Origin of the sequence: Bifidobacterium pullorum subsp. saeculare (genome assembly GCF_016899725.1) — a bacterium.
In the GTDB taxonomy this organism is placed as follows: domain Bacteria; phylum Actinomycetota; class Actinomycetes; order Actinomycetales; family Bifidobacteriaceae; genus Bifidobacterium; species Bifidobacterium pullorum_C.
Genome location: NZ_JACLYU010000045.1, coordinates 1 through 2,810, shown reverse-complemented (window position 1 = coordinate 2,810; position 2,810 = coordinate 1). Strand labels below are relative to the sequence as shown.

Genomic DNA, 2,810 nt, shown 5'->3' with positions numbered 1-2,810 from the left:
GGATGGGCCGGGCCAGGTCAGACCGGGCCGGGCCAGGCCGAGCCGGCGGACGGGCCGGCTCAGGCGGCCACGACCGGCGGGGCGGCGATGAGGTCGTCCGTCCGGTGCTCGCCGGCGGCGTCCGTCCAGGTCAGGGAAGCGACGGGGGCGGGGTTGTCCGTGCCGAGGCCGGCCTGCGGGGTGAAAGTGAGGGTGGCGGAGGTCGTCGCGCCCCGCCAGGTGAGGGTGAGAGACTCGGCGGCATCAGCATCGGACCCGTCGACGGACTCATCGACGGACCAGGAGAACTCGCCGTCGAAGGCGTCGAGCGTATTGCGGAAGCGGGCGAGGGCGTTGAGCGCCTGGACCACCGGGCGGCCGAGGTTCTCGTCGATCTCCGCGGTGGAGTAGTAGTGGCGGTTGATGTCGCGGCCGTTGTTCGTGCGGGCCAGCAGGTCCATGTCGTTGGCGCCGGCGAGCGCGCCGACGTAGTACACCTGCGGCACGCCCGGCAGGAAGAACTGCACGGCGCGGGCGGCGATGTAATGCTGGTCGTTGCACCCGAGGGCGGAGTAGTAGGTGGAATTGACCTGGTAGAGGTCGAGGTTGCTGGCGGCCGCGCCGGTGGCGGCCTTGGACTCGCCGTGGGTGTTGGCGTGGATGGTCTCGACCATGGCGTCCACGTCCGCGTCGGGCACGAGGCCCTTGAGCGAGCGGTCGAGCTGGTCGGAGCCGATGTCGATGACGCCGATGCCGTCGTGGGTGTCGAGGACGGTGACGGCGTTGGTCGGGCGGATCCTCACCCAGTGGGCCAGCGGCTGCACCTGCCCGGTGAACAGGGAGTGGAGCAGCAGCGGGGGCAGAGCGAAGTCGTAGACGCGGTCCACCTTGGAGGCGATCTCCACCTGCTTCTTGTAGTAGGAGTGCACCTCGATGAGGATCTCGAGGCCGCGCTTGACACCCTCCTCGCGCAGGCGGGAGATGAGTTCGAAGGTCTTGGGCGTCATGAAGCAGCTGGAATGCGCGTCCTTGGCGCCGTAGCCGACCGCGTCGAGGCGCAGGTAGCTGACGTGGCTGGCGGCCATCCGGTCGAAGATCGACATGAGGTAGTCCCAGCCCTCGGCGGAATCGGTGTCGATGTCCACCTGCTGCGGGGTGAACGTGGTCCACACCAGGCGGGTCTTGCCGCCAAGCGTGTAGTGGGTGAACGGCAGGCCCGGGCGCGGGCGGTAGATGCCGGCGAGCTCCTCCTCGGTGGCGCCCTCGGGGAACACGGAGCTCATGGTCAGGAACATCGGGGCGTATGCGGAGGCGTCGCCCTTGGCCATCACGTCCTGGAACTGGACGGACTGCCAGCTCATGTGGTTGACGATCGCGTCGACCATGACGCCGTGGGTGCGGGAGAGCTCGGCCACGTCGTCCCACGAGCCGAGGCGCGGGTCGACGGTGGTGTGGTCGATCGGGTCGAAGCCGGCGTCGGCGCCGTCGAAGGGCGTGAAGAACGGCAGGATGTGCACGCCGTCGTAGACGCCGGCGAAGCGGGTGCGCAGGATTTCGGTCATCGAGGCAAGCGTGCCGTCGCCGAGGCGGTCCGCGTAGGTGACGAGCTGGACGGTGTTCTTCATGGGCAACTCCTGTGTTGGTGGTGTTCCGGTCCGGCGGGCGTTCCGGTCCGGCAGGCGTTCCGACCCGCGCGCGGCTGGGCGGGCATTCCGGCCTGCCCGTGGGCAGCGGGGCGGGTGTTCGGTCCAGCGACGGACGCTCTGGCCTGGCGGCGGGACATTCCGTTCCAACCCGACCCGATTCCTTGTATCAAACCGGTTCGATACCGATTATTGTAAGGATTTGCGAACACTTGTCCACCGCCGTCCCCAACGGCGTGTCGAACCGGTTCAAGGCCGAATCGGGCTGTCTGCCAATCCAAAGCCGAAACGGGGCACCGGCCTGCCCAAGCCAAGACAGGACCTCAGCCTGCCCAAGACTGCTCGCCGCAACGACTTGTCCGCGACAACCGCTGTCCGCGACAACCGTCCGCCCCCTCCTCGATGCGAATACGGCGAACCGTACGCTTACGCACCGCGAGAGTACGGTTCGCCACAAAGGGTCCGTGAGAGTGCGGCAAAACGTACTGTGAGCGTGTCTAAACGTACGGTTCGCCGCACAAGGACCGTAGGAGCACGGCAAACCGTACGCTTACGCACCGCGAGAGTACGGTTCGCCGCATGGGGACCGTATCCATGCGACAAACCGTATCCTTACGAGCCGCATCTCCATTGGCCGGGACGCGACAGACAAGATATTTCCGTCCACTGGAGCGCGCACGGCTATGCATCTCCGTTGCATCTCTGCTCATTGGGGCGCGGCATACGCAGCATCTCCGTTCATTGGGGCGCCGCGGGCAGGGTATCTCCGTTCGTTGGGGCGGATTTGGGCCGTTGCGGAGGTCTATCTGCGTTCGTTGGGTCCTCCGGCCAGAGACACCACAGAACCCGAGCCTTGAAATTCCGCCGTTTTGCGGACTTCCCCAGGCGGGATATCACGCGCAAGAGGACCCAACGAACGCAGATAGATGTCTGCAGAACGGAAAATCCGCCCCAACGAACCGAGATATCCCTCCTGAAGCGCCCCAACGAACGGAGATACACCCCTCGTGGCGCCCCAACGAGCGCAGACACCACGTGCGTCACGCCCCACCGAGCTGAGATACAACAGCCACGAAGCCCCAACGAACCGGAATGCCCCCTCATGAAGCCCCAACGAACGGCGATACAGCAGCTTCACCGGTCATCCCCCGCCCCGCCATCACCCCGTCCCTTATACACATCTGACGC

1 protein-coding gene is annotated in these 2,810 nt (G+C 66.3%); it reads right to left on the bottom strand.

The annotated features are described in order from the left end of the window. Positions 1-59: 59 nt before the first annotated feature. A complete protein-coding gene (gene gtfA / locus H7U32_RS09265; protein WP_204469780.1) occupies positions 60-1,604 on the bottom strand; it encodes a sucrose phosphorylase in 1,545 nt (514 codons plus the stop codon). Positions 1,605-2,810: the final 1,206 nt, after the last annotated feature.